This window comes from Metabacillus sp. KJ11-3 (assembly GCF_055808295.1).
Map to the genome: position 1 here is coordinate 521,129 of NZ_CM147865.1, position 21,907 is coordinate 543,035.

19 protein-coding genes and 1 pseudogene are annotated in these 21,907 nt (G+C 35.7%); 17 read left to right on the forward strand and 3 right to left on the reverse strand.

The features are described 5' to 3' along the window. Positions 1–89 precede the first annotated feature (89 nt). From AC0L8O_RS02755 to yugI, 5 genes and pseudogenes are all read left to right on the forward strand, one after another. A complete protein-coding gene (locus AC0L8O_RS02755) occupies positions 90–590 on the forward strand; it encodes an Lrp/AsnC family transcriptional regulator (protein ID WP_473446503.1) in 501 nt (166 codons plus the stop codon). Continuing rightward, positions 587–1,755: pseudogene (locus tag AC0L8O_RS02760) on the forward strand (aminotransferase). The gene AC0L8O_RS02755 and the pseudogene AC0L8O_RS02760 overlap by 4 nt, the downstream one beginning before the upstream one ends. 202 nt (positions 1,756–1,957) lie before the next feature. After that, on the forward strand, positions 1,958–2,518 hold the full coding sequence (locus tag AC0L8O_RS02765; RefSeq protein ID WP_473446504.1) for an RNA polymerase sigma factor: 561 nt from the start codon (positions 1,958–1,960) through the stop codon (positions 2,516–2,518). Continuing rightward, on the forward strand, positions 2,511–4,187 hold the full coding sequence (locus tag AC0L8O_RS02770) for a hypothetical protein (RefSeq protein WP_473446505.1): 1,677 nt from the start codon (positions 2,511–2,513) through the stop codon (positions 4,185–4,187). Before AC0L8O_RS02765 ends, AC0L8O_RS02770 begins: the two co-directional genes overlap by 8 nt. A gap of 146 nt (positions 4,188–4,333) precedes the next feature. Beyond that, the gene (yugI, locus tag AC0L8O_RS02775; protein ID WP_026558972.1) at positions 4,334–4,732 is read left to right on the forward strand and encodes a S1 domain-containing post-transcriptional regulator GSP13; all 399 of its coding nucleotides are present in this window, start codon (positions 4,334–4,336) and stop codon (positions 4,730–4,732) included. A 309-nt stretch (positions 4,733–5,041) separates the two neighbouring features. Here the strand turns inward: yugI and AC0L8O_RS02780 are convergent, their stop codons facing one another. Beyond that, positions 5,042–5,272, reverse strand: a complete 231-nt coding sequence (locus AC0L8O_RS02780) for a DUF378 domain-containing protein (protein WP_473446506.1) — start codon at positions 5,270–5,272, stop codon at positions 5,042–5,044. Between the two features lie 141 nt (positions 5,273–5,413). Here AC0L8O_RS02780 and AC0L8O_RS02785 point away from each other — a divergent pair, with 141 nt between their 5' ends. The 3 genes from AC0L8O_RS02785 (at position 5,414) to AC0L8O_RS02795 (ending at position 8,922) form a co-directional block, all read left to right on the forward strand. Next, on the forward strand, positions 5,414–6,577 hold the full coding sequence (locus AC0L8O_RS02785) for an iron-containing alcohol dehydrogenase (RefSeq protein ID WP_473446507.1): 1,164 nt from the start codon (positions 5,414–5,416) through the stop codon (positions 6,575–6,577). 475 nt (positions 6,578–7,052) lie between these two features. Beyond that, a complete protein-coding gene (locus AC0L8O_RS02790) occupies positions 7,053–8,405 on the forward strand; it encodes a glucose-6-phosphate isomerase (protein WP_473446508.1) in 1,353 nt (450 codons plus the stop codon). Between the two features lie 112 nt (positions 8,406–8,517). Continuing rightward, positions 8,518–8,922, forward strand: coding sequence for a YugN-like family protein (locus tag AC0L8O_RS02795; protein WP_026558968.1), 405 nt, complete (start codon positions 8,518–8,520; stop codon positions 8,920–8,922). Here the strand turns inward: AC0L8O_RS02795 and AC0L8O_RS02800 are convergent. Together AC0L8O_RS02800 and AC0L8O_RS02805 are read right to left on the reverse strand one after the other, a co-directional pair. Then, the gene (locus tag AC0L8O_RS02800; protein ID WP_473446509.1) at positions 8,919–9,914 is read right to left on the reverse strand and encodes a potassium channel family protein; all 996 of its coding nucleotides are present in this window, start codon (positions 9,912–9,914) and stop codon (positions 8,919–8,921) included. The two genes, AC0L8O_RS02795 and AC0L8O_RS02800, sit on opposite strands and share 4 nt — an antisense overlap. Beyond that, the gene (locus AC0L8O_RS02805; protein ID WP_473446510.1) at positions 9,914–10,114 is read right to left on the reverse strand and encodes a hypothetical protein; all 201 of its coding nucleotides are present in this window, start codon (positions 10,112–10,114) and stop codon (positions 9,914–9,916) included. Before AC0L8O_RS02805 ends, AC0L8O_RS02800 begins: the two co-directional genes overlap by 1 nt. Before the next feature lie 217 nt (positions 10,115–10,331). On the opposite strand from AC0L8O_RS02805, the gene AC0L8O_RS02810 reads away from it, so the two are divergent. From AC0L8O_RS02810 to AC0L8O_RS02850, 9 genes are all read left to right on the forward strand, one after another. Next, the gene (locus tag AC0L8O_RS02810; protein ID WP_473446511.1) at positions 10,332–11,015 is read left to right on the forward strand and encodes a zinc metallopeptidase; all 684 of its coding nucleotides are present in this window, start codon (positions 10,332–10,334) and stop codon (positions 11,013–11,015) included. A gap of 168 nt (positions 11,016–11,183) precedes the next feature. Beyond that, on the forward strand, positions 11,184–12,659 hold the full coding sequence (locus AC0L8O_RS02815) for a diguanylate cyclase (protein ID WP_473446512.1): 1,476 nt from the start codon (positions 11,184–11,186) through the stop codon (positions 12,657–12,659). Continuing rightward, positions 12,659–12,796 (forward strand): hypothetical protein, encoded by a 138-nt coding sequence (locus tag AC0L8O_RS02820; RefSeq protein ID WP_473446513.1) that lies wholly within the window; start codon positions 12,659–12,661, stop codon positions 12,794–12,796. Before AC0L8O_RS02815 ends, AC0L8O_RS02820 begins: the two co-directional genes overlap by 1 nt. Before the next feature lie 219 nt (positions 12,797–13,015). Continuing rightward, a complete protein-coding gene (locus AC0L8O_RS02825; RefSeq protein ID WP_473446514.1) occupies positions 13,016–13,618 on the forward strand; it encodes a hypothetical protein in 603 nt (200 codons plus the stop codon). Beyond that, positions 13,615–13,845 (forward strand): hypothetical protein, encoded by a 231-nt coding sequence (locus tag AC0L8O_RS02830; protein ID WP_473446515.1) that lies wholly within the window; start codon positions 13,615–13,617, stop codon positions 13,843–13,845. The genes AC0L8O_RS02825 and AC0L8O_RS02830 overlap by 4 nt, the downstream gene beginning before the upstream one ends. Beyond that, positions 13,835–15,244, forward strand: coding sequence for a glycosyltransferase family 2 protein (locus tag AC0L8O_RS02835; protein ID WP_473446516.1), 1,410 nt, complete (start codon positions 13,835–13,837; stop codon positions 15,242–15,244). Before AC0L8O_RS02830 ends, AC0L8O_RS02835 begins: the two co-directional genes overlap by 11 nt. Next, the gene (locus tag AC0L8O_RS02840; protein WP_473446517.1) at positions 15,237–18,494 is read left to right on the forward strand and encodes a hypothetical protein; all 3,258 of its coding nucleotides are present in this window, start codon (positions 15,237–15,239) and stop codon (positions 18,492–18,494) included. Before AC0L8O_RS02835 ends, AC0L8O_RS02840 begins: the two co-directional genes overlap by 8 nt. A gap of 75 nt (positions 18,495–18,569) precedes the next feature. After that, complete coding sequence (locus tag AC0L8O_RS02845; protein WP_473448621.1) at positions 18,570–18,935, forward strand: response regulator transcription factor; 366 nt, start codon at positions 18,570–18,572, stop codon at positions 18,933–18,935. Next, positions 18,922–21,819, forward strand: coding sequence for an ATP-binding protein (locus AC0L8O_RS02850; protein ID WP_473446518.1), 2,898 nt, complete (start codon positions 18,922–18,924; stop codon positions 21,817–21,819). Before AC0L8O_RS02845 ends, AC0L8O_RS02850 begins: the two co-directional genes overlap by 14 nt. Positions 21,820–21,907: the final 88 nt, after the last annotated feature.

A 21,907-nucleotide genomic window follows, 5' to 3' on the forward strand; every position in this document is an offset into this window, starting at 1 on the left:
ACCCCTATTTCTTTTTGTGAAACATATGAAAAACAAGTAATATGGTGGTATAATTGTCTGAAGATTTGAAAAGTAGGAGTGGTATTTAGATGAAGTTTAATGAAAAAGAAGTGGAGCTCTTAGAAATATTACAAGACGACTGCCGCTTGACTGCAGAACAAATCGCCAAAATGATTGATCTATCGGTGGAAGAAACAAATAACATCATAAAAAAACTTGAAGAGCAGCGGATTATTGTTGACTATACAGCACAGGTAAACTGGGCCAAAGTGGAAGGTCATGAAGGTGTTAAGGCAATGATTGATGTGAAAGTCCAACCGAAGCGAGGCGTTGGATTTGACGATATCGCGAAGCGTATTTACCGTTTCAATGAAGTGAAATCTGTCTACCTTATGTCAGGAGCATATGATCTTTCCGTCATTATTGAGGGGAAATCTATGTCGGCAATTGCACAGTTTGTATCCGAGAAGCTGTCAACATTAGATTCAGTATTATCAACAACAACTCATTTTATCTTAAAGAAATATAAGCATGATGGTACTATATTCGAACAAGATGATGAGGACAAAAGAATTGTGGTATCACCATGATTGAACCATCTCATTATCTGTCAAGTACAGTCAAAAACTTAAAACCATCAGGAATTCGAAAGTTTTTTGACTTGGCTTCTAGCATGGAGGGCGTAATCTCCTTAGGTGTAGGTGAGCCTGATTTTGTTACTCCCTGGAACGTAAGGGAAGCAAGTATTCTTTCGCTTGAGCAAGGGTATACATCTTATACAGCTAATGCTGGATTGCTTGAGTTGAGAAACGAAATTAGCTATTACCTAAAAGAAAAAACAGATATCACTTACAGTGCAAAAGAAGAGATTCTTGTTACAGTAGGCGCAAGCCAGGCACTTGATATTGCATTAAGAGCAATTGTAAATCCGGGCGATGAAGTAATTGTAATCGAACCAAGTTTTGTTGCATACTCGTCTCTTGTCTCATTAGCTGGAGGAGTTCCTGTCTCTGTTCAAACAAGCGGAGAAATGGAATTTAAATTACAACCATCAGATCTGGAAAAGGCAATTACCGAAAAAACAAAAGCGATCATTTTGTGTTCCCCGAGCAATCCAACCGGAACAGTTCTCAATAAAGAGGACCTTGAAAAAATAGCTAGTATTATTGAAAAACATGATTTATTAGTCATCTCAGATGAAATTTATGCAGAGCTGACATACGATGAAGCATATACAAGCTTTGTTTCAATCGAGGGTATGGCTGAACGTACAATTCTAGTCTCTGGTTTTTCAAAAGGTTTTGCAATGACAGGCTGGCGTCTGGGATATGTGGCAGCAAACCAGGAGTTTTTAAGTGCTATGCTCAAAATTCATCAATATGCGATGATGTGTGCTCCAACAATGGCACAATATGCTGCAGTTGAAGCGATCAAAAATGGAAAAGAAGATGTTATGCATATGAAAAAAGCTACAGACAACGAAGAAACCTGTTTGTTAGTGCGTTAAATGAAATGGGGCTTTCTTGTCATGTGCCTGGAGGAGCTTTTTATGCATTCCCATCAATTCAAAAAACAAATCTTTCTTCAGAAGAATTTGCAGAAGAATTATTAATGGAAGAGAAGGTAGCGGTTGTACCTGGAAGTGTCTTTGGTGAAAGTGGAGAGGGGTATATCCGTTGCTCTTATGCATCTTCCCTAGAGCAACTCCAAGAAGCTTTGAGAAGAATGCAACGTTTTGTACAAAAAAAATGCTGACCTTTTAGATCAGCATATATAGAGAAAAAAAGGGGGGAATACTAGAAAGCCTTATGGATATAGTATTCCCCTCTATTTGTATATATTAAACACATTTTTTTGTTTTTTCCTCATTTTATTTCTCCAATCCAGTTTCCATTCAAATGTGCAACAAATTCCTGTAACCATCCGTTTAATGAGTGAAAGAGGAGGGCAGTGTAACATGAATGAAGATGACTTAATCAAAAAAGCGAAACAAGGCAATATGAATGCATTTCAGCAACTTGTAGAGATGCATTATCCCGTTGTTGAGAAATTTGCCTACCAATTAGGAAATAGGCAGGATGAAATTGAAGATATTACACAGGAAGTATTTATTCGCGTATATCGGTTTCTTGATCAATTTACGAAAGCTAAATTTTCAACGTGGTTATATAAAATCACCTTAAATGTCACGAGAGACTTTGCTCGGAAACGACAGTCCAACCTTCGTAAGGTATTTAAAATACAACAGGACTTTATAAATGATGACTATCCTGAAACTGAAGCAGAAGTGATTCGAAATGAAGAAGACCGGATGCTGCATTTAGCCATCCAAAAACTGGATGAAAAATACCGAGTTCCAATCGTACTATTTTACTTTCATGAAAAAAAATATGAAGAAATCGCTGATATTATGTCCATTTCGTTATCAACTGTTAAAACAAGGATTCTCAGAGGAAAAACCATGCTAAAGAAAGTAATAGAAGAGTTCAAGAAGAAGGAAGGTGACATTTATGGATGACAAATTATTTGAAGAACAAATGAAGAATCTTAAGAACTCATATGACCAAATGTCAACGATCTCTTCTGTCGAAAAAATTGTCGGGGAAGTAAAAAAAGCAGAAAAACCATATAAGCGGAAAGTAAAGCTCACATTACCTTATGTCGCATCATTTATCGGAGTTTTGTTCATTGCCGGCTTACTTGCAACACAGCTATTAACTCAGCCTGAAAATACAGGTACAAACTCACCACCTTCTCAGAATACAACTGAAAATCAGCCTGTAACAGCCAATGACATTGAGAATGCAATAAACGAAATAAGAGGATATTATGAAAGAAAAGTGGATGAGCTTGAAGAAGAACTAGGTTTTCAGGATGTGGAACAATATGCTTTTGTACAGGAAGCCAAAGAAGCTGTTCAAAAATTTGAAGAACGAACATCGTACAAAACGCAAACAGAGCTGAAAAATTACTCGGACAATGTAAAGCAAATCATTGATTTACGTGTATCTCTTCCTAACGAAGAATTTGAATTAATTCGTACCATGGCTGAAGACGATCAAGTGAGTGACGAGGAAATTATCAAATATATTGAAAAGCTGGAATACTTAAAAGAAAGATATACAGATAAATGGGAAAAAGTTTATGGAGAGAATCAAGCGGAAGTAACAAACATATCCGAATATGTGGAGAAGTTAAATTCACCTGATTTTAGCAGCGGCTCTAAAGAATATGTTGATTTAGTTGAAGAAATGAAACGTATCGGATATATCTTTATAGATGATGGTGAAGGTATTATTTATTTTAAGATTGACTATACAAAAATCTCAGAAGCTTTTAATGGTCAAATGTCAAAAGAAGTACAGGGTTATCTTGACATTCAGCAAGGAGCTAAAATTGCGTCTGATGATGCTTTAATTATTACTAGGAAAGAGCTTGAGGAGAGAATCATTCATTTAGAGGGCATTATCTTAAAAAATCCAAATTTTGAAGACCTTAATGAATTAAAGTCATTATACCAACAATGGATTCAGTATTATTTGACCGGGTTAAACAATACTCCAATAGAAAATGAACAGGGATATATTGAGGATGAAACACTAAACGAGTTTGATCGGTTTATTTCAGCAAACCCTAATAGTGAAACATCTAAGATTGTACAGAGCTTTTTAAATAAACTCAGAGACCAAGACAATCAATTAACAGACGATTTAAAACAAGAGGTAGAAACCCTTATTCCATCCAATTTAAAAGTTGTTCCAAATGGATTAAATGTGAATTTACTTCCATTAACAGATCAAATGATGGAAACATATAAATCCTACAAGGAAACTGAAAATAATCAGCTATTGGATGGTCCTTTTGCTGGTAACAATACAATTGATTTGGTTGTAGCGAGAATGTATATGCATGCTCTTGAAAAAGAGGACTACGAAATGGCATATGCTTTAATTTATAAAGGTCCAGAGGCTGATGTACCAACACTTGAGCAATTCACATCTGAGCTAAATAATGAGGGCTTGGATATTCAACATTTATCAAATGAAGTGAAAATGGTTGATATCACCTATACACAAAATGGAGAAAGAATTGAGCATATTTATATTAAAAAAGGTGGAGAAACAGCTCACCTCAAGCTTCGACTTGAAAATGGGGTTCCAAAAGTAGAACATCGGTCACTATTTTAAAGTAACGGGTTCATCGTTGCTTTTTTTAGGGTATACTACATTGTGAGAGCAGTTCAAAATCTTTTGTCAAATGCATTAAGCTGTGGTATAATTTTTAATTGCGTATATTGGGACATATAAATATAAGAAAAATAGGAGTGTTAAATATGACAACTAAGTTTGAAATAGGTAGTGTTCATACAGGAAAAGTAACAGGAATTCAACCATACGGAGCATTCGTTGCACTTGATGAAGAAACACAAGGACTAGTACACATCTCTGAAATTACACATGGTTTTGTTAAGGATGTAAACGAGCACTTAAATGTAAATGATGAAGTGCAAGTGAAAGTTCTTTCAATTGACGAGAAATCAGGAAAAATTAGCTTATCAATCCGTGCGACTCAAGAAGCACCTGTTGAAGAGAAAAAAGAAGCTCCTAAAAAACCAAAAAAACGTCAAGCAACTGTTAAGGCTGAAACTGAAACTCCTCAAGGTTTTAATACATTAAAGGATAAACTAGAAGAGTGGATTGAGCAATCAAAACGCGAAGAAGTAAAAAAATAAGAATGAACGGTAAAAAGGATGTCCACTTACTTTGCGGACATCCTTTTGTTTACCTAAATAGAAAAGACTAACGTAATGTTAGTCTTTTCTATCTTGTTATGACATTATTAACTGCAAGAACTTAACTGCTTTACCATCCAGCGCCTAGCCTTAGATCGCAAAGGATGTGCAAGTGCAGTCAATGCGACGGGACGTCGCGTTTTTGACTTCCTCTAGGGTTTAGCTAATTTAGAATTGAAGGCAAAGAACTCCTTTATTCTAACTCGTCTTATTTGCCCGAGGCTAACCAAGGCACTTGCGCTTTTGTGTTTATCTTGCTTCTGGACGTGGTTCTCTTGACACTTCTTCAGAAGGCTTAAATAATAGCCCAAGGTTGATTAAGCCAGCAATACCAACTAATCCGTAGATAATTCTTGATAGTGCTGACGATTGTCCACCAAAGATAGAGGCTACTAAATCGAATTGAAAGAATCCGATTAACCCCCAGTTAATGGCTCCGATTATTGTAAGTACAAGTGCTATACGTTGAATTGCGCTCATTGTGCAACCTCCTTAGTTGTGAAGTACATTATTATGTTGTGAAAAATAATCATTTCTATTCAAAAATTTTTTTCTCCTCATGCACATTTCTTTACAAGAAAACGTGAAAATTACATAATCTAAATATGGAGGCGATAATGAATGGAAAACTTTACATATTATAATCCCACAAAACTTATTTTTGGTAAGGGACAAGTCGAGCAATTAGAAGCAGAGGTTCCTAAGTATGGAAGGAATGTACTCCTTGTTTATGGTGGAGGAAGCATTAAGCGTAACGGTCTATATGACCAAGTTGTTGAGATACTGAATAAATCCAAACTTCAATTGTTTGAATTAGCCGGGGTTGAACCGAATCCGAGATTGTCGACGGTTCATCGCGGAGTTGAAATTTGTAAAGAGGAAAACATAGATTTTATATTAGCTGTGGGTGGAGGCAGCGTTATTGACTGCACAAAGGCGATTGCTGCCGGGGCGAAATATGAAGGTGATGCTTGGGATATTGTCACAAAGAAACACATTCCATCAGAAGCTTTACCATTTGGTACAGTTTTAACATTAGCTGCAACTGGTTCAGAAATGAATTCAGGATCTGTTATTACAAATTGGGAAACAAAAGAGAAGTACGGCTGGGGAAGTCCGCTAACTTTTCCTAAATTTTCAATTTTAGATCCTGTTAATACATTTTCGGTTCCAAAGGATCATACGGTCTATGGTATTGTTGATATGATGTCACATATTTTTGAACAATATTTTCATCATACGAAAAATACCCCATTACAAGACCGTTTCTGTGAATCAACACTTAAAACTGTTATCGAAGCAGCACCTAAACTAATTGAGGATTTAGAGAATTATGAGCTTCGTGAGACCATTCTTTATTCAGGAACAATTGCTTTAAATGGACAGTTGCAAATGGGATATCGTGGTGATTGGGCAAGTCATAATATTGAGCATGCGGTATCTGCTGTATATGATATTCCTCACGCTGGTGGTCTGGCAATACTTTTTCCAAACTGGATGAAGCATAATCTTGACGTTAATGTTTCTCGCTTTGTTCAGCTGGCGGTAAACGTGTTTGACGTTGATCCAACAGGTAAAGATGACCGAACTGTTGCATTAGAAGGAATTGATCGACTGCGTGAATTCTGGAGCAGCATAGGTGCTCCAAGCCGATTACAGGATTATAACATCACCGATGAATATATTGATCTAATGGCAGATAAAGCCATGGTCAACGGTGAATTCGGAAACTTTAAAAAGCTTAACAAGGAAGATGTTGTTGCTATTTTAACGGCTTCTTTATAAAGGGAAAACACGGGTTCTCCGTGTTTTCTTTTTTCATGACAAGTTATTTGTACTGAAGCTTAATTCAGCCACTCTTTGGTCAATATATTAGAACGATAAATTATTTGATATCAGTCTAAGTGTAAAAGAACTAGGCGGTTATACAAAGATTGGTTGCTATTAAATACTTTGAAAACTATAGTGGAATGAAGCGAAAGACACTCGACTCCTGTGGGAAGTGAGGAAAGGCTGAGACCCCACAGGCGAAGCCGAGGCTCAGCTCCTCCCCGGCGCATGGAGTGTCTGCAATGCAATGGAACGAACTAATTCTCGCACTTAAATAAATTTTTAAAAAACAGAGCATGCAAAAGTAATATGAAAAATAAAACAGAGTGATAACGTTTACAATTGATATCTTTGCTTGATTTAACCTATCAGTTTAGATAAAGTGATAATAAGCTATAATATAATGATGATTAATGGAGGAAAAACTGTTATGACGCATGTACGCTTTGACTACTCGAATGCCTTATCTTTTTTTAACGAACATGAAATTACATACTTACGTGACTTTGTAAAAGTTGCACACCATTCTATTCATGAACAAACTGGCGCTGGAAGTGATTTCTTAGGCTGGGTGGATCTGCCGAAAAACTATGATAAAGAAGAATTTGCACGCATTCAAAAAAGTGCAGAAAAAATCAAAAATGATTCTGATGTTCTTCTTGTTATTGGAATTGGCGGTTCATACCTAGGAGCTCGTGCAGCAATTGAAATGCTGAATCATTCTTTTTACAATTCTTTAGCGAAAGAACAACGAAAAACTCCACAAGTGATCTTTGTTGGTAATAACATCAGTTCTACATATATGAAGGATCTTCATGACTTATTAGAAGGAAAAGATTTCTCAATCAATGTTATTTCTAAATCAGGAACGACAACTGAACCTGCATTAGCGTTCCGTATCTTCAGAAAGCTTCTTGAAGAAAAGTATGGAAAATCTGAAGCAAAGCAACGTATTTATGCAACAACAGATAAAGCACGCGGTGCTCTTAAAACACTTGCAACAGAAGAAGGTTATGAATCATTCATTATTCCTGATGATGTTGGTGGACGATATTCCGTCTTAACAGCTGTAGGGTTACTCCCAATTGCTGTTACTGGAGTGGATATTGAAGCAATGATGAAAGGGGCAGCAGCAGCTAGTGATGACTTTGGTAAATCAGAGCTTGAAGAAAACCCTGCCTACCAATATGCGGCTGTACGTAATGTTCTTTATAATAAAGGGAAAACAATCGAAATGCTTATTAACTATGAGCCTGGTCTTCAATATTTTGCTGAATGGTGGAAACAATTATTTGGTGAAAGTGAAGGAAAAGACCAAAAAGGAATTTATCCTTCTTCCGCAAACTTCTCAACAGATCTGCATTCATTAGGTCAATATGTTCAAGAAGGCCGTCGCGACATTTTTGAAACAGTTATTAATGTTGAAGCTCCTCGCCATGAACTAATTGTTGAAGCTGAAGAAAGTGATTTAGACGGATTAAATTACCTTGCTGGAAAATCAGTTGATTTTGTTAACAAAAAGGCATTCCAAGGTACAATGCTTGCTCATACTGACGGCGGTGTACCAAACTTAGTTGTATCTATTCCACAAATGGACGAGTACACATTTGGTTACTTAGTATATTTCTTCGAAAAAGCATGTGCAATGAGTGGTTACTTATTAGGAGTGAACCCATTTGATCAACCAGGTGTTGAAGCCTATAAAGTAAATATGTTTGCATTACTTGGTAAACCTGGTTTTGAAGAGAAGAAAGCAGAGCTTGAAAAACGTTTAGAAAAATAATTTAGGTAATGAAGGGCTGACAAGTGTAATTGTCGGCCTTTTTAATTTGTGCGCTGCACGAAAGCATGTTTTTTCATAAATGGGCAAATCTAAAGAAAAAGGAGGGTTTGCCATGATTGAGGTTCGTTCAAGATTAGAAGGACAAACATTTCAATTATATAATTTAGAACAAACACTTAAGCCTTTGGGATATGATATTGGGGGAAATTGGGATTATGACCACGGGTCTTTCGATTATAAAATTGATTCAGAAGTTGGCTATCAATTTTTAAGAATTCCATTTACAGCAGTAGATGGGCAGCTTGACTCACGTAATACAACAGTTAAGCTTGGAACACCATTTCTTTTATCACATAAATATCAAATTGGTTTAGATGACCATGTTCATATTGGAAACTTTAGTGCTTCCTTTGATCAGTTTCAGGAGCCGGTTGATAAGGATGCAACCTTCCCTAAAGAATATCTTGATTTAGGGAAGGCACTTGTGAAAGAGCTTGAGGCTGAATTATTAGATTAGTGGGTAAAGACAATTAAGTAATCATCTTGTTGAATGGTAAAGGAGAGAGGCGGATTTACTTTTGCTTCATCTCCTCTTTTTATTCCAATTAAAATTGATTCATTTTTCAATAGTTCATAACTTGCTTCTTTAAAGGTTTTTCCTATTAGCCATTGATCAGCCGGAAGGACTTTGAAAGAATTCCCGTTGGCCGGGTTAAATTCAGAGTAAAAAGATGATAATCCGCTTTTCGCAAGGTAGCTGCTCATCATCAAATGACTTGTTAGTTTATAGGTTTTAATGATTTCATCTGCTCCTGCTCTTGTTGCATTATTCGTTTGCTGTTCAGTTAATATCTCAATAACACAATACAGGTTAGGATTAATCCCTTTTAAAGCTAATAAGACGAGAATAGAACACATATCAGCGTCTTGTTCGTTTTTGTGCTGATCGGCGGTTATGATCGCAGCATCAGCTTCCAGCACCTTTGCTTTTAATAAGGTATCATCGTGTATCGGGTTTCCTTTAATGAAATGAACATTCTCAATTAAAGGCGATTCTTTCAATGATTCATCTATAAGGACAATTTGTTTAAAAGGTTTAACCGTTTGGAGAGATTCTACCATTTCTTTTGCCTTCTCATTCCATCCAATTAATACAACATGATTTTTCCCAGTAAACCGTACTCTTCCTTCCAAGTAAGAATGCTGCCTTTTTATTGCTGCAGTAGAAACACTCGCAAAATAGGCGGTTACAAAGCTGGCCCCGGCTAATATCATGAGCATAGCAATCCCTCTGCCAACATAGGTTTGCGGTACATAATCTCCAAATCCTACCGTTGAAACAGTGACAACAGCCCACCAAATTCCATCAAAAATTGTAGGGAATTCATCAGGCTCGACGAGTGAAATGATTTCCCCAAATATAAGCACAATAAGGAGAACAATAATGGTAATTCGGTAGTGAATTGGCCATCGTAGCCACTGAACAATCGTTCTATTTGTTCTTGCCATTATGAACTTCCTTTCTTATTCGGGATAAAGGATAACACTTCTTTTACAATGGTATTGATTTTTGCTGTTACTTCATCTTTTCCATAGAAACTTATAGCCTTCTCAATTGTTTCGATTGTGTCTTCAGTAAATTCAATTAATGCTTTATCTTCTTCAGAGTCATTATAAAATCCGATAAACGTATCTAATCCTTCGTTCATTTTATCTATCGCTTCGCTTAAAAGTTTTTTTCTTCTTCATTTAATTTCAAGCTGTTTCACTTCCTTTAAAAGAACGATCATCCTATACAATTATGCTTAGTATGTACATATTTAGATTTAGCTTGCGAAATTCATGGAAATTAAATTTCTATGGTAGAAATAAAGCTTTTGCTCAAACTATAAGTAATGATTACGACCTATAGGAGGGGTAAGTACGATGTTTTTTCATCCATTGGATTTCTTAATTATAATTGCTTTTGGACTTTCTTTATGGGCTCAATTCAGGGTGAAAGGGAATTTTGAGAAATATGTTGGAGTCTATGCATCCTCAGGTTTGACAGGTGCTGAAATCGCCAGAAATTTATTAGACCGAAATGGGTTATATGATGTACCGGTAGAACATATAAGAGGGTCATTAACAGATCATTATGATCCTATGAGAAAAACAGTCAGGCTATCTGATTCAGTTTATGGCAGCAAATCAATAGCCGCTGTTTCTGTTGCTGCTCATGAAGTTGGTCACGCAATCCAGCATAATGAGGCATATGGGGCACTCGTCCTTCGTCATAAAATGTTTCCTATTGTAAATTTCACATCCGGTATTGCCCCATTTTTATTGCTGGGAGGGTTTTTATTAAGAAGCTTAAATTTAATTGGATTAGGCATTATCTTTTTTTCGGCTGTGGTTGCTTTTCAGCTCGTTACACTTCCAGTGGAATTTAATGCTAGTTCAAGAGCGAAGCATTTAATGATTACTGAGGGTTATATAACATATGAAGAGGAACGGGGTGTAAGTAAAGTGTTAAATGCTGCTGCTTTAACATATGTAGCTGCTGCACTTATATCATTGCTCCAACTATTTAAGTTTATAGCGATTTTTTCCCAAGGTAATCGAGAATAAGGAGAGTCTTTTATCATATAGTGGATGACGCAACCTCTATATGAGTAGGACGAAAGTCGAATTTTGTCAAAATAAAAAGTTTTTTCTAGTAAAATTGTCTGTTATATGATACATTTTCATCATTAAAAGTAAGATTTTAGAAAAAATAGTGAGTAATGGGAGAGGCCAATGAATAAATATTTTCAATTATTGGTAAAGAACGTAAGAAAACAACTTGAATCATGGCTTAATGAAAAGGAAATTATTCAACATAAAGAAGTATATCGATTTTTGCATTCAATAGCAGGAACAGCTTCCACGATTGGATTTACAGTAGCTGGTGATATGGCAAGAAAGCTTATGGATCAAATAAATTTGGATGAAGAAAGAGAGTGGAAAAAAGAAGAGTTACAGTCTTTTCTACTACCTCTTATTTCCATTATTTATTATGAGGAATATTCCAATATTGATGAAATTATTGAGAGAAAAAGCAAATTTGAAGATAAAAAATTAATTTTACTTATAGATGATGATACAGCGCTGTTAATGTACATAAAGGAGCATTTGGAAAAACATGGTTGGATTGTCATAGCTGTAGCTGACCCTGATCGTGCGATTAACTCTTATTATGATTTAAACCCAGATTGTGTCATCATTGATATTCACATGAAACCTAAAAATGGGTTAGACGTGCTGGTACAACTTAAGGAAAAGATGAAACAACAGTTTACACCAACAATTATGATCAGCATTGATCACTCAAAAGAGATGCGAATGAAAAGTTATCAATTAGGGACGGATGATTTTATTCAAAAACCAATCGACATTGAAGAGTTTATTGTCCGAATAAATCGTCAATTAGATAGAAAACAAGCAATTGATAATGTCATGTTGATTGATGAACTAACAAGAGTATACAATCGTAAGTTTTTACCGCAAACGTATGAACGTTTTGTAAGTAGCTTGAAAAGAAGGCGAGTATCATTTTGTATCGCTTTATTGGATCTTGATCACTTTAAACAAGTAAATGACACATATGGCCATATTGTGGGAGACGAGGTTTTAGCGACATTTGCTGATACGATAAGAAAAGGGTTGCGAATTAATGACATTATTATCCGATATGGCGGAGAAGAATTTATCATCCTTCTTCCAGAGACAAAAGCCAACGAAGCGAAGCTTGTTCTTGAAAGAATCTTAAGGGAATTTTCCAACATCCCTTTTGAAGCAAATGAAGAAGAGTTTTATTGTTCATTTTCGTCAGGGATACATGAAGTTCAATCAAGTGAAACGGATATAACAAGGAATATTGAAATTGCTGATGGTGCCCTTTATGAAGCAAAACAGGGTGGGAGAAATCAAATTAAGGTAGCGGCTATTGATTATAAAGAAATTAAGAAGAAAACAATTCATGTTGGGATCGTGGATGATGATCCAATCATCCGAACAATGCTGGAGGATTTAATTGGTAAAAGTAAGTTTACGGACGGTTTCACTGTTGATATTAAGACATTTAAAGATGGAATGGAATTTATTGAAGCAGATTGGCATCTGAATAATAATGAGCAATATTTAATTATTTTAGATGGTATGATGCCGAGAATGGATGGATTAGAAGTGTTACAGAAGCTTAGGGGCTTTCGTATCAAGAGCGATTTACCGTAATGATGTTAACATCACGTAAGAGCGACCATGACATCACGAGGGCTTTGCAATTAGGTGCGGATGATTATATTACAAAGCCATTTAAGCTTTTAGAGCTTGAAACCCGTTTAGGTCATTTAATTAAGAGGATGAAATAATATGATAGAAGTAAGTCTCAGTTTTCTTTTTATCTTGTTTCTAGGGTTGTTTTTCCTTCTGTTAAGTCTATTCCTATACTTGGTTATACAAAAGAAAATTCGTAATGAAACAAGAAAAAAATCGATGGATATAAAGAAACATATCGTTTAGATATGTTTCATTTTTTACAATCTGGCAATGAGGGTCCTTTAAATCCAAATGGAAGTCAGGAAAAATTTATGGCGCTTATCGAGTTGCTTAATGAGTACTCGGACGTATTGGATAGTGAAGATATTAAGCAAAGAATAAGTGATTTTGCTAAAAGGCATTTAACAAAATATATTGTTGATAAATTAAAGAAAAAGCGATGGAGCTTAAGAATGAATGCTCTGTATTCGATTGAAGATTTTTACATGGATCATTTGATACACCTATTGCACGATTTGTATAGAAAGAAGAACACAACAGTTCCTGAGAAAATTCAAATACTAAGGTTATTTGCTAAATTTAATGATCAAAGAATAGTAGGTTATTTGAAAGAACTAGATACAACTATTTCTGATTTTGCTTTGTTATCTATTCTTTCTCTCTTGGAGGAGGAATCTTTTAATAAGTTAGTCAATGACTTTGATACATTATCTAAGCAAACACAATATATGATCATTGAAACAATTGGAAAAGAACAATATTTGCATCACCACATTCTCCTTGAAAAATTGCTTCAACGTGATGATGAAGAACTCAAAATACGAACATTAAAAGCCTATGCCTATACTGGTGCGCCGATTAATGAAACAATGTTAAGCGCCTTTTTTCATCATCAAGCTGGCAGGTGCGTATGATGGCAGCAAAGGTAGCTGGAGTAAGGAGGTTAAGTGTTTTTGAAGCTCAACTTATTACCTTACTATCAGATCAAGAGTATGTTGTTCGAGCCGAGGCTGCTAAAGCCATCCTGCATTTAAAAGGTGGAATTAATCGATTAAAGAGAGTAATAGAGGAAACAACAGATGAATTTGCCAGGGATATGGCCAAGGAATGGATTAGTAAAGAGAGCGGTGATGATAATTAATTGGTCTAATTTTTTAGTTGTCGGCAGTTGGGTTATTGTCATTTATATGGTTATGATTATTGCAGTTTATGGTGGAATGTTAATCATTTCTCTTTTCCATATACGAAAAACATATGAGCTTGACGAGATTGAGCCTTATGAAGAAATATTGCAATCAGAGTTTACCAAACCGGTCTCTATTCTTGTTCCGGCTTATAATGAATCAGCCGGAATTTATGGGAGTATACGTTCTTTGATCAGTATTGAATATCCTGAATATGAAATCATCATCATTAATGATGGTTCAAAAGATGATACCTTAGAAAAACTAATCGATCGTTTTCAAATGGTGAAAATAAATCGTGTTATACGAAAGCAGTTGGAAACGAAGAAAGTAAAAGGAATCTATCAATCCATAATCTATCCGAATCTAATCGTAATTGACAAAGAAAATGGAGGGAAGGCAGATGCGTTAAACGCTGGAATTAATCTATCAAGATATCCGTATTTTTGCTCTCTTGATGGAGATTCAATTATCGAGCGCAATGCATTCCTGAAAGTTTTAAAACCAATAATTGAGTCTAATGATGAAGTGATTGCATCGGGAGGTAGTGTAAGAATTGCAAATGGATGTGACATCCAAAATGGTGAACTGGTTAACGTGGAACTTTCGCGAAAACCACTTGTTATTATGCAAATAATTGAGTATCTCCGGGCGTTTTTAACAGGTAGAGTCGGATTAAGTGAAAATAATTTGCTGCTCATTGTGTCAGGTGCTTTTGGTGTTTTTTCAAAGAAATGGGTTATTGATGCAGGAGGCTATGCTCATACTGTTGGGGAGGATATGGAGTTAGTTGTTCGTCTTCATCGATTAATTAAAGAAAAAAAGGCGAATAAAAAAATTATTTATGTACCAGATCCAGTTTGTTGGACAGAAGCTCCTGAGTCTATTAAATTTTTACGGCGACAAAGAAAAAGATGGCACAAGGGGTTGTTTGATAGCCTATGGAAACATCGAAAATTGATGTTTAATCCTAAGTATGGATCAATAGGGATGTTTTCAATGCCTTATTTCTTTTTTGTTGAGTTTTTAGGACCATTAATAGAATTAATCGGTTATATCATATTAATTATTTCCATATTTACAGGCAGTATATATGTTGAATACGCCATTATCTTTTTCCTTCTCTCCCTTATTTATGGTTCTATTTATTCCATGGCATCTGTTTTACTTGAGGAGTGGAGTATGGAAAGATATCCAAAAGTAAAGCATTTTGTTATTCTTTTTCTAGTTTCAATGACAGAAACACTTTGGTACCGTCCTCTTACAGTTATATGGAGGGTCGAGGGAATGATAGAGATGGTAATTGGGAAAAAAGGCTGGGGAGAAATGGTGAGAAAAGGTGTATCAAATGACTAAAAAAAATGTATTCTTAACAGTTGGAGTTCTAATGCTGCTTATTCTATTCACATCTCCTTTTTGGATATGGCAATTAAAAGCAAGTCAAAATCTTAACGTACTTATAATTGATAAAACGGTACCAGATCAATCTTACCGTGAACATAAAGGATTGACCTGGATTCTTAACCATTTGAAGTTAAAAAAGGATGGAACAGACAATTATGAACAAGAGGAGGATTATGTAGGTTTTGTTCCAACTGACAATCCTCCAGAGTTCCGTACCCGGGAGCTACCGGAAGATTTATCCTCTTATGATATTTTATATCTTGCAGATGGATATGGTGTTTATGAGGATGAATATATGAACGGTAACAAGGAAGGGAAGCGTTCAGAGCTTCTATATGGAGGTATAACACAAGAGGAGATTCAATCATTAAACGACTCATTAATTGAGAATAATCAAACTTTAATTGCAGAGTTTAATACATTTGGATCACCGACTGAGGAGGATGTCAGGAAAGAATTTTACCAATTATTGAATTTGGATTGGACTGGCTGGATGGGAAGATATTTTCAAGATTTATCTAATGGTGAAGTGCCTGTCTGGGTAAAACAAAATTATGAAAAACAATATAAGGAACCTTTTGACTATGAAGGTAATGGCTTTGTTTTTGTTAATGAAGAAGATCAGGTTGTTGTGTTAACAGACAAAGATATGGCAGAAAACCATGCTTTGTTTCAGTTAACAGAAAAAGGACAAAAACATTTTCATATAAAAAAGGCTGTTCAGTATAATTATTGGTTTGATATTGTGAATGCCAGAAATGAGGAAGAGGTCCAAGCAACGTTTGAATTAGCTTTAACAGATAGCGGAAAGCAAACGTTAGAAGATTATGAGATTCCAACTCAATTCCCGGCCGTTATTCATCATCAAAATCAAATTTATGATACCTACTACTTTGCAGGTGATTTTGTTGATCAAGAGAAGGTTCCAAGTATTTATCAAATGAATGGTCTCTCATGGTGGCAAAAGTTATTTTCGTTTGAACAAGAAGGGAGAACAGACACTTTCTTTTGGAAAGCTTATGTACCGTTGATGACAGAAATTTTAACGAATGAGAAGGTTTCTACCATTAACCAGAAAAATACACTCGTTGAACCTGATATTCTTACAAAAGATGGTCTAAAACTGACAGGTGCTGCGAGTGATGAATATCTTCAACTATATAAAAATGGGAAATGGGAAGACGTGCTGATAAAAGGCGTTAATATGGGGATCGCGAAGCCAGGTACTTTCCCGGGAGAAGCTGGAATTACTAAGGAAGAATATGCAAGATGGTTTGACCAAATAAGTGAAATGAATGCAAATGCTCTTCGTGTTTACACAATTCATCCGCCTGCATTTTACCAAGCTTTGTATGAACATAATAGTAGTCGGGAAGATCCAATCTATTTATTTCATGGAGTATGGGTTAATGAAGATGTCTTTTTTGATGAGAAAAAGCAAAGAGCAGCATATGATCCAGAAGTTACGGATGACTTTAAAGCAGAGATACAACGAACAATTGATATTATTCATGGAAATGCTGATATTGAAGAAAGAGCTGGACATGCAAGCGGGAAATATGTACATGACTTGTCTCCGTATTTATTAGGCTGGGTAATTGGGGTTGAGTGGGATCCTAAGGCTGTTGTGAGGACAAATGAAAAATACCCAGATAAAACAAGCTATGATGGGAAGTACTTCACAACCTCAGACTCATCACCTTTTGAAGTATGGCTAGCTGAAATGATGGATTATACAGCAACATATGAGGCGGACACCTATAATTGGCAGCATCCAATGAGTTTTACAAACTGGGTAACAACAGACTTATTAGAGCATCCTGCTGAACCAAGTGAAGAGGAAGATATGGTGTCAGTAAATCCAAACCATATTAAGGCGAAGGAAGCCTTCTATCCAGGTATGTTTGCGTCTTATCATATTTATCCTTACTACCCGGATTTCTTAAATTATGAAGAAAAGTACGTGAACTATGTTGATCACCGGGGTGAAAAGAACAACTATGCAGGGTATCTGCATGATATGAAAAAACACCACGAAATGCCTGTAGTAGTAGCTGAGTATGGCATCCCGGCATCCAGAGGGTTAACACATGAAAATGTTTATGGATATGACCAGGGGCATCATTCAGAACAAGAGCAGGGTCAATATCTCGTTTCTTTATATGAAGATATTGTTGAAGAAGGAATGGCTGGTGGACTTGTGTTTGCATGGCAGGATGAGTGGTTCAAACGAACGTGGAACACAATGGATTATGATAATCCTAACCGCAGACCATTTTGGGATAATATTCAAACGAATGAACAACATTTTGGTTTGCTGAGTTTTGACCCTGGTACAGAAAAAAAGCAACTTCTTATTGATGGAGAAACCTCAGATTGGGAGAAACGGAATGAACAACCCGTTGTAAAGGTTAAAGAGCAGGACTTCATTAAACATGTATTTATGTCTAGTGATGAACAAGGATTGTATATCCGTATTGATTATAATGAAAACGAGTGGGACACTGAGAAATTTAGTACATCTATCTTGTTAGACACAATTAGAGGGCAAGGTCAGTCGACTCTTCCAAGTGTAGATAGTATAAAAGAAGATGGAATTGATTTTGTTGTAGAGCTTAATGGAGAAAAAACGTCAAGAGTACTAATTGATAGCTATTACGACACGTTCTATTATCACTATGGAAATCTACTCGAAATGATTCCGATGAAGGATTATGCGAATAAAAAAAATAATGGGGTGTATCATCCAATTCGCTTAACACTTAATAAGGAATTGACGATAAAGAAAGAAGAGGGACAACTTACTATTCCTTTTTCAGACTATGAAACAGGGAAATTAACATATGGTATTGGTAATCCGGAAATGGAAAAATTCAATTCTTTAGCGGATTTTCATATGAAAGATGGAACACTTGAGCTCCGATTGCCGTGGCTAATGTTAAATGTAAAAGACCCTAGTCAGAAAGAAATTACAGGTGATTTATGGTCTGGGAAACCTTTAGAAGAGAACTCAGAAACAATTGATTCTATTTTTGCCAAAATAGTGGTTTCAAGCAAAAACAAAGAAGCTGTACAGCAAATTCCATCTGCAAAAGGAGATTGGATTGAGTATACATGGGATAATTGGGACCAACCAATCTACCACGAACGACTAAAAAAATCCTATGACTACCTACAAGAAGCATTTGGAAGGATAAAATAACAGTAATACAGAAAATCTCAGACTCGATATGAGCAATAATCGAGTCTGAGATTTTTAACAAAGGAGAGACTTATGATGCAAAGGATATTACTTGCAGAGGATGAAGAAGTGTTACGCATGCTTGTAGTAGATACACTTGAAGATGTAGGATATATCATTGATGAAGCTTGTGACGGGGAAGAAGCTTATAATCTGATTAAACAAAATGACTATGATCTTATTCTTCTTGACTATATGATGCCTGTATACACAGGTTTGGAATTAATCGAAATGATAAGAAACGATCAAATTCAAACAAAAATTATGATGCTAAGTGCAAAAAGTCAAACATCAGATCAACAAAAGGTGTTGGAAGCTGGTGCTGACTTTTTTATGTCAAAACCTTTCAGTCCCATTCAGCTTGTTGAAAGAATCGAGGAGATTTTAGGTGAAGCTGAATAAATATTTACAAACAAGTTTAGCAAGGCAGTTTAGTTTGTTGACGATTTCGATTATTTTAGCTTTTACTTTATTGATGACAGGATTAATGATATACCAAGCAGCCATCAATGAAAATTTTGAGAATGTAAATGATAGCTTGGAACAAAAGGATTATATTGCATCAGAGTTGGATTATTCATTCAACCTAGCAATATCCGAAATGCGCGGCTATTTTGCTTATGATGGGACGGAAATATATTACGATAAGGTTCTTGAACAAAAAACAAAAGCAGAGAAAAGTATATCAAAGTTAAAAGATGTCGTTGAAAATGAAGAAGACGAACTGTTTTTGCAACAAACCAACGGGTTTTTTGAGTATTATTTTGAAGACGTTATGCCAAAATCAAAAGAACTCTATGATAATGAACAATATGAAGAAGTTTATAATATAGCAGTTGATCAAAATGCTTCAAATACAATTAGGCTTTATCAAGCCAACTTCAAGGATTACACTGAGAGTTTAGAGAAGCAGCTTTCGAGTCTTCACGATACTCACAATAATAAAATATTCATAAGCCAGGTCGTATTTGGAATTTTGCTTTTTTTATTAATTGTTAGTATGGCTACTTTCACGAGAAGAATGCTTATAAGTATCAGAGATCCACTTAAAAAATTAACGGTCGCAGCTGGTGAAATTACGGAAGGTAACCCGATCCTTTTCAATGACACCACAAACCGTCAGGATGAACTTGGTCTTCTATCCGTAGCTTTTGAAAAAATGACAAAAAGCATTCAGGAAAAAGAACAGGATTTAAGTGCACAAAATGAGGAGTTGCATGCTCAACAGGATGAGTTACAAGCACAGCAAACTGAGCTTGAAGAAGCTTTAGAGACAACTCAAAAACGAGAGCTTGACCTAAAACGCCGTAATGATTTAGTAAATGGACTGGCAAACTCACTTAATAAAGAGAAAGTATTAAAGAGTATAGTGGAAACGATGTGTGAAGTAATAGGAGCAGATAAGGGATTAATAGTCCTGTTGAGCCGTGGTCTGCCACATTCAAGCTTTGGAGTATCAGAAAAAGGGGTAAAACAATTTATTGCACATCTGGATTCAGGCTTAATGATCAGGCTAGAGGAGAAAAGAGAGCCTTTTATCATCAAACGGAAATGTAAAAAGGAAGAAAAAGGGTTTCATACTCAAGCATCTTATTGCTACGACATTTATATGCCTGTTTTATCCTCATCAGGACTCATGGAAGCTGTTATGGTGTATTCAAGATTAGGTCAAGCCTTTACTGATGATGAATTAGGAGAATTGAAGGGCTTAAGTAAGCAAATTGCGATTTCATTAGATAAAATTCAAATCTTTGAATTATCTGAAGGAGAACGTCAATTGACTCAGGATATTCTGGATACGATTAATGAGGGTATTCAGTTAATTGATGTAAATGGTACTGTCCTACAGGTTAACACAAAGATGTGTGACATGATTGATTGCCGAAGAGACATTTTGATTCAGAGCTCCTATAAATATTGGTTAAACATGATAATGGAGAAAGTGGATAATCACCATGAACTAAAACAGTTTTTTGACCAAATCTTGATTCAAGGTAAAACAGAGCGTCAATCGTTTGTTTACCATCAACATAGTCCAACTAATCAAGTCATTCAGGTATACTGTGAACCACTTGCACGAGACGGGGAGAAATTCGGAACGGTCGTTGTCCATCGTGATATTACAAAAGAATATGAAGTCGATGTTATGAAATCTGAGTTTGTAAGTACAGTTAGCCATGAATTACGAACACCACTAGCAAGTGTTCTTGGTTTTACAGAGTTAATGTTGAATAGAGAAGTAAAACCTGATCGGCAAAAGAAATATTTAACGACAATTTACCAGGAAGCAAAACGATTGACTGTCCTTATTAATGACTTCTTAGACGTTCAACGAATGGAAGCGGGCAAACAAACCTATGATAAAAAGTTTGATGATATTGTTCCTCTCATTTCCAATATCGTTGAAACACATCAAGTGAATCATCCCAGTCATTCAATCCAATATGATGTACAAACTACTAATACTTGTGTTTTTGGTGATAAAGATAAAATTAGCCAGGTTTTTACGAATTTAATAAGTAATGCAATTAAGTATTCTCCAAATGGAGGAAACATCGTAATTACAGTCTATGAAGAAGGGGCAAATTTAAACATATCGATAAAAGATGAAGGACTGGGCATACCGGAAGAAGCGATTGATAAATTATTCACCAAGTTTTTTAGAGTGGATAATTCTGATAGGAGAAGAATTGGGGGAACAGGCTTAGGTCTGGCAATCGTTAAGGAAATCATGAAGTCCCATGATGGGGATGTATGTGTTCAATCTGCACTTAAAAAGGGAAGTACCTTTACAGTCAGTTTTCCGTTAGTTATGGGAAATAGAGAGCATTCAAAAAATAATCAAGGTGTTCCATCGCAGAAAGGGAAAGTGAATGTCATTATTGTTGAAGATGACAACAGTCTGGCTAATTTACTACAAACGGAGCTTGAAGAAAGTAACTTCCATGTTAAAACCTACAGTAATGGAGAGCTTGCTTTAGAAGCAATAAAAAAAGAACGGCCTGATGCCATTGTCCTTGATATCATGTTGGAAGAAAAAGGAATAGATGGCTGGGAAATGATTAAACAATTAAAAGGTATTGAAGAATTAAAAGCAATTCCGATTTTTATATCTACTGCACTGGATGAAAAGGAGAAAGGTTTAGCATTAGGTGTGAATGAGTATTTAATTAAACCTTATCAGCCTAGTAAGCTCTCGAAACTAATTCTCCAAACATTATTGATAAAGGATTGGAGTGGACAAATCCTCATTCCAAGTGAAGAAGAAAGCGATGATAACAACTAACATAAAATACTTAAACCAAATACGAATATGTTTAACCCCCCACTTTTAATGGTATATACTAGGGATAGATTTCCAATGAGAGGTGTGG